This is a genomic window from Desulfotomaculum sp. (genome assembly GCF_982386235.1).
On the sequence record NZ_CEVWQM010000048.1, the window covers coordinates 1 to 6,564 of the forward strand.

Consider the following 6,564-nt stretch of genomic DNA (forward strand, 5'->3'; position numbering starts at 1 on the left):
ACATTGGCTACATCAAGTAAATGGTAGTATGAAGAGCCGGATGCCTTAATTGGGCACGTCCGGTTCTGTGAGGGTACCAGGGCCAATTTAACCATAGAGCAGCAGCCTCCTAAGTTAAAGAGCCCTGCTCTACTCGACCTCCCCGCGGGACCACTTTAACTTACTAAAGCACATATCGCTAAACTTTTCCGCTGGTCAACATAGCGGGGTTTTGACGTATTATTTATTATCGGAACCATTTTAATGCTAATAAACTCAAAAATGTTTGAGCCGGAATGCTGCCGGTCTAAGGATATTCCTTTCTAAAGCCTTCTAACCTCATCCCATTTCATACTTCCTTCCTCCTTTAACTCAACCTAACATCCTGACTGTTTTATTAAATGATATATCATAAACCCAAAAATCCAACCGCAATAATTACTGATCTGGAAAAAACCGGAAGGGACTCACCGGCACTTCCGGAATTTACCTGATTATTGCCATGCACGGCGGAATATAGTTTCCTAAAGTCAGGAAATTGGCTTAAAAATAAATATGCTTTACGCTATGTATTTCAATTGAGTTGCATACGAATAAAGGCGCTATGTGATTTTAGATAGAGCCTTTATGTTAAATGCGCCAATAGACAAAATATTCCGAATTACTACAATATCTATAATTCTTATCTATATTATGGAAGCGTATAATGTTATTAGAAGACGCTTTAAACATCATGGACAGAATCAACCATTATCCATTATAGGAGGGTGATTTATGCCATTACCATTAGAAGGGGTTAAAGTGTTAGATTTATCGAGATATCTTCCCGGGCCGTTCTGTACTCAGATATTAGCTGACTTCGGGGCGGAGATCATTAAAGTGGAGGACCCCAAGGGAGGAGATCTTGGGCGATTGCTGCCACCACTAGTCAACGGTGAAAGTACTCGATTTTACACGGTGAATCGAAATAAGAAGAGCATCACACTGGATCTCAAGAAGGAAGAAGGCAAAGCTCTTTTCAAAAGGCTGGTGACTACCTGTGATGTAGTTATTGATCAGTTCCGTCCTGGAGTTATGACAAAATTAGGGTTAGACTATGAAAAGCTAAAGGCAATAAACCCAGGGATCATTTATTGTGCAATTACTGGGTATGGTATGAGTGGGCCACTTCGGGATGCTGCGGGACATGACCTGAATTATCTTAGTTTAGCGGGTGTAACGGAACTTACTGGTAATTACCGGGGTATGCCAGCCATGTCCGGGGTCCAGATCGCTGATATTGCAGGAGGAACCTTATACGCTGTGATTGCGATTCTTCTTGCATTGATGCACCGGGCTAAGACGGGTCAGGGGCAACTTTGTGATATCGCCATGCTAGACGGTTCCATTAGCCTGCTGTCCTATACCCTAGGGGAGTGGTCAGGTGGGAGTAAACTACCGGAAAGAGGCAACGATCTTCTGACCGGAGGATATGCTTGCTATCATATTTATGAAACAAAAGATAAGAAGTATATCAGCTTAGGGGCAATAGAAGGAAAGTTTTGGGCAGAGTTTTGTGAAAAGATTAATCGAAAAGAATATATTAAAATCCAATTGAATCCGAATCAGCAGTTGGAGATGATAAAAGATATTAGGGTGGTCATGCTAGAAAAGACACGCGACGAATGGGTTGATTTTTTTGCCAATAGTGATATTTGCCTCACACCCGTCCTTGCCCTTGATGAGATGTGTAGTCATCCACAAGTGGCGGCACGGGATATGATTATAGAACTAACCAGTGATAATAAGGATGGTAAGGATATCGTTCTGACAGGTACTCCGATCAAATTGTCCGAGTCTCCGGGGGAAGTAAAGCTTACATTCCCGAAACTAGGTGAACATAATGAAGAGATTTTTTTGGCGGCAGGATGCACGCGTGAAGAACTTGAGGAATTTAAGAGAAGGCAAGTGATTTAGAAGGTTTTCATTTAAGGCGGACGCTTGTTTTCTTGACATTAATATGCCCAAACTGCAAGGAATTGACGCGGCGGCCAAAGAGGAGCGGCTGTCTTATAGCAGCCGCCCCTTTCATTATAGTAGAGTCCATAGCACAAATAGTTAGGCTCTGGCGGCACTCAGGCCGCTAAGATAAGCAGTGGAGAAGGCGATTTGCAAATTATATCCCCCTGTTAAAGCATCGACATCGATTATTTCACCGGCGAAATAAAGCCCTTGAACAATTTTAGATTCCATGGTCGAAGGGTTGATTTCTTTGACATGAATGCCGCCGCTGGTCACAATCGCTTCATTTAACGGGCGGGTGCCGGTGACGGTTAAAGGGATACCTTTTAGCGTGTGCACCAGCAGATCCCGCTCTTTTTTGCTAATTTGATTGACCGGCTTGTGTATATCCAGGCCGGACAATTGCAAAAAGGTGGCAATCATTCTTTTGGGCAGTAAATCATCAAAGGTGTTTTTTAATTGTTTGACGCTGTATTTATTAAAATCCCTTTGCAAACGAGCATCTAATTGTTCATCGGTCAATGCTGGTTTTAAGTCAATGCTTATTTGTATCGGTTTATTGGTCGGTGGGTGGATATGCTTTTTAATAAGGCTGCTAATGCTAAGAATAATTGGTCCGGATACGCCAAAGTGGGTAAAAATCATTTCCCCGAACTGTTCCGCCTGAACTTTGTTATTGATAATAGCTTTAACGGATACATTTTTCAGGGTTAGACCTTGCAGGTCTTTAACCCATTTTTCTTGGGTTATTAGGGGAATTAAAGCGGGTTTGGGCTCTATGATGGTATGGCCCAGCTGCTGGGCCATTTTGTAGCCGTCCCCGGTGGAGCCTGTTTGCCTATAAGACATGCCCCCGGTGGCCAGAATTACTTTGGGGGCGGAAATTTGTTTATCGTCATGTAAAAGTACACCGGTTACCCGGTGATTCTTAACGAGTATTTTTTTGATTTCCGTTTGCAATTTAATACATACATTGCCTAGTTGCATGTTTTTTTGCAGTGCTTTAATAATATCGCTGGATTTATCCGATGCGGGAAAAACCCGATTGCCGCGTTCCACCTTGGTTGGTACGCCCAAAGACGTCAGCAGTGCTAAAAGGTCGTTATTATCAAATGTTTTAAAAGCACTATATAAAAATTTGGGGTTAGTCATGACATGATGGAAAAAATCATCCCTGTCTCCATAATTGGTAACATTGCACCTGCCTTTACCGGTAATAAATAACTTTTTGCCCAGTTTATCATTCTTCTCTAATAAAATCACTTTTAATCCCTTAACTGCTGCAGTGGATGCACTAAGCATACCTGCAGGACCACCGCCAACCACGATTAGATCGCAATTCATTTCTTTGCCCCCAAATATTGTAATAATAACATTATAAGTCAAATGGTCTGTATAACAAATTATTAAATCAATAATTTACTATCCAGTAGGCCCGTAATGTAATGGCGGTAAAATAATTTTACAGAAGGAACGTATGATTCAGGGGGCAGTCCAATAAAGAGTACATTCTAAATTTTAAATTTTTCAACTAACACATTAAGATTACCTGCTAACTTATCTAAACTTTCGGTGGCTGCGGATGTTTCTTCCATGGTGGCAGTTTGCTCCTCGGTGGTGGCTGCAACATTTTGGATGCCTGCGGTGACCTGTTGGGTCGACGCTGCTATTGTCTGCACCTGCTCGTTTAGTTCCTTAACAGTATGGATAATTTCAGTAAAATCGAGTCCGACTTCTTTAGCAATCTGGTTTCCTTGTTCAACTTTTTGGTTACCTAACTGTACGGCATTCAAAGAATGCTTGGCCACTTCGTTAATATCATTAATTAAACCTTTAATCTCGTTGGTAGAACGGGCTGATTGTTCAGCCAGCTTTCTTACTTCATCGGCTACTACGGCAAAGCCTCTACCCGCTTCACCGGCTCTGGCAGCCTCGATAGCTGCATTTAAGGCCAATAGGTTGGTCTGGTCGGCAATGTTGTTAATAACCTCAACAAATTGACCTACTTTACGGATAGCTGTGTTTAAGGATCCAATTGAGGTATTTATTTCCGTTGTAGCTTGGGCAATTTCATTCATTTGAACGGTTATCATTCCTACACCTTTGTACCCCTTGTCCGCATGTTTTGCAGCTAAATCAGCTTTATTTGCAGCTGCATGGATGGTTTTACCTATATTTTCAAAGGTACCAGAGATTTCATTCATAGTGGCAGCGGTTTCAGAGGCGCCGGCAGCAGTCTGGTGAGCCTGGCTGGTTAACTGCTGGGCGGCTTCATATAATTGTTCGGTGGAGTTCTTTATATTTTCAATAACTTCCTTAAAGCCACCCTGCATTTTGTTTAATGCTTTAGCTAGATCACCTAATTCATTGTCCGACGAATATTGAATTGACTCCCTAAAGTCCCCTTCTCCAAATTTTGCCGCACCTGCTGCCATTTCTTTGATTGGCTTATTAATTGTTTGATTTAACATCCGGTATAATAAAATTGTACTTATGACCACCACAAATAAGATGGTAATGATAAAAAACCGGATAGTGCTTACGGTGGTCTGGCCGTTCTGCTGGCCCTCGTAATCCAACTGCCGCTGACTGTAAAGAGCTAATTCATTAGCGGCAAGGATATTTTGGTCTATGGAAAGATTAATTTTACGAAGGGTCTCGTTTATCATTTCAATGTTGCTGCCTTGCTGATCCTCTTTTTTTAGTTTTACGGTTTCATTAACATCATTTTCATAGGCGGCATGTTTGTCTGATAAATCCTTTAATCGTTTTTGACCCTCGGTGCTAGAAATCTTTTCCCCTAAGAATGAACGCTTAGCCTTAAAGTCGTTGTTATCCCCCGCAGCAAAGAGTAAGTATTTTTCATCGCCCGTAGATAAAAAAGACCGTATATTTAATGCGTGGCTCTCAAAAATAGCAACTAAATCCTTTGCCTCACTAACTGCTCTGGCATCTTTATCAATTAATTCGCTATAAGAGTTGTCAATATTAGTCATTTGTATGAATGCGTAGCCACTAATGGCTACAATTACTAGCAATAGACAAAAGAAAATGCCCATTAATCTACTTTTTACACTGGCTAAAAACCGTAGTTTTTTTGCTTTTTTTCTTGCAGAACTTTTTACCATTATTTTTCCTCCTTACAGAATAAATGTGTATTATTAATCCCCTTTCTGTAAGTTTTTCAGGAATTTATCCGTTACGTAAAATTGGTTTTTTTCTAATTTTTCCTTGTCACGGGCTGTTATTCTTCCTTGTTCTTCAAAGAATGTGGCTAGTTCTTGCATATTGCTGATTAACGGACTGTTATTCTTGGCATCAACATGAAATAAGCTTAATTGTTCGTTTAAATCAAAGACAGGTCGCAACTCAAATTCCTTCTGAATCATTTCTTCACTTATGTTCATTTTTGCAGAATTATTATAATAATCATAAAGAGCACTTTCACATTCGACTGGGTTTTTCTTCATTTCATTTAAACCTCTTATGTACATTTCCAACCACTTGTTAACTAAATCCGGATTTTGATCGGCAAAGTCTTTATCCGCCACAACTAAGCCCAATACCTTTGCTCCTGCGGCCTTTCCAGATGAAACTTTAACCCAACCCTTTTCTTCTGCCTTATAACTAGAGGGAGCCCAAAATTGAACAATATCGCCTTGGCCTTCTTCAAAAAATTTAAAGGCTTGGCCTGGATCTGTGTTTACTATTTTAACCTCATTCGAATTTACCCCTATTGCCTTTAAAGTGGCTAAGGTGGCAAAGTGGCCGGTAGACATGGAGGTTGTAAGTATGATTTTTCCCTTATAATCCTCAGGTGAGCCATAAATATCTGGGTGCTTGGGGTTAGCCCCTTTATTTTGAAGCAACGGACTATCTGGTCTTACCCAAAGATCATTGGTCTGCGACTCATCGTTAGAGATAGCAATGATGTAGCTATCATAACGTAACGCTGCCAGTAGGGATGGAGCGGCACCCATAACGCCAATATCCCACTCCTTCTTACCAAGTGCCGCCACTTGATCGCCACCCGCCGTGTAGCTCTTGAAATCGACACTAATTCCTGCTTCCTTTGCCCAGCCCTTTTGTATTCCCAGCCAGGTGGGCAAAGCATGGTAAGCAGGCTGATGGGCAACTCTCACCACGGGTAGCCCATTCTTACTCTGGATATTTGCGGTTTCTGTTTTACTACAGCCAAATAAAAAAAGTGCTAAAAGAACAATCATAAAAATTATTTTTTTCAATATCAATACCTCCTGAACATATGATCCTCCCAAAAGAAAAAGCAGAGCCGTCTAACTTGCTCTGCAAGAATGTTCGACGGCTTGGCAGTCATGGCCAATGTGGCTTTAGACCCATAGCTTTGCGTCCCTAACTTTCGATAGGTTTGCCATTATCGTTAAATCATTTTTAGTTAAAAAGTGGTATTGTAATATGTAAATAACCTGGATTCCCGGAAACTCATAACGAGGCCGGAGGGGTAATACCTAAGTGTTTATAAATTTCCTTCTGCTTCTCAAGAATCTCGCCAACCCGCAGTTTCTGGCCAGGCAATTCAAAGCATTCAATAACATCAAGTTTATC

General features: G+C 41.1%; 4 protein-coding genes and 1 riboswitch. Of the genes, 1 reads left to right on the forward strand and 3 read right to left on the reverse strand.

All coding sequences use genetic code 11. From position 1 onward, the window contains the following. The first annotated feature begins 753 nt into the window (after nucleotides 1–753). On the forward strand, nucleotides 754–1,935 hold the full coding sequence (locus AC1U9Z_RS17305) for a CaiB/BaiF CoA transferase family protein (RefSeq protein ID WP_479958471.1): 1,182 nt from the start codon (nucleotides 754–756) through the stop codon (nucleotides 1,933–1,935). A gap of 141 nt (nucleotides 1,936–2,076) precedes the next feature. Here the strand turns inward: AC1U9Z_RS17305 and AC1U9Z_RS17310 are convergent, their stop codons facing one another. The 3 genes from AC1U9Z_RS17310 to AC1U9Z_RS17320 all read right to left on the reverse strand — a co-directional run bounded on the left by AC1U9Z_RS17310 (nucleotide 2,077) and on the right by AC1U9Z_RS17320 (nucleotide 6,224). Further along, complete coding sequence (locus AC1U9Z_RS17310; RefSeq protein ID WP_479958472.1) at nucleotides 2,077–3,324, reverse strand: BaiN/RdsA family NAD(P)/FAD-dependent oxidoreductase; 1,248 nt, start codon at nucleotides 3,322–3,324, stop codon at nucleotides 2,077–2,079. Nucleotides 3,325–3,491: 167 nt separating this feature from the next. After that, nucleotides 3,492–5,108, reverse strand: a complete 1,617-nt coding sequence (locus AC1U9Z_RS17315) for a methyl-accepting chemotaxis protein (protein ID WP_479958473.1) — start codon at nucleotides 5,106–5,108, stop codon at nucleotides 3,492–3,494. A 33-nt stretch (nucleotides 5,109–5,141) separates the two neighbouring features. Continuing rightward, nucleotides 5,142–6,224, reverse strand: coding sequence for an ABC transporter substrate-binding protein (locus AC1U9Z_RS17320; RefSeq protein WP_479958474.1), 1,083 nt, complete (start codon nucleotides 6,222–6,224; stop codon nucleotides 5,142–5,144). 72 nt (nucleotides 6,225–6,296) lie between these two features. Continuing rightward, nucleotides 6,297–6,382, reverse strand: a riboswitch (cyclic di-GMP riboswitch). Nucleotides 6,383–6,564: the final 182 nt, after the last annotated feature.

What these genes read in the sequence shown, in the direction of transcription:
- AC1U9Z_RS17315 (WP_479958473.1), bottom strand. Translation starts at nt 5,108, where the DNA reads ATGGTAAAAAGTTCTGCAAGAAAAAAAGCAAAAAAACTACGGTTTTTA.
- AC1U9Z_RS17310 (WP_479958472.1), bottom strand. Translation starts at nt 3,324, where the DNA reads ATGAATTGCGATCTAATCGTGGTTGGCGGTGGTCCTGCAGGTATGCTT.
- AC1U9Z_RS17305 (WP_479958471.1), top strand. Translation starts at nt 754, where the DNA reads ATGCCATTACCATTAGAAGGGGTTAAAGTGTTAGATTTATCGAGATAT.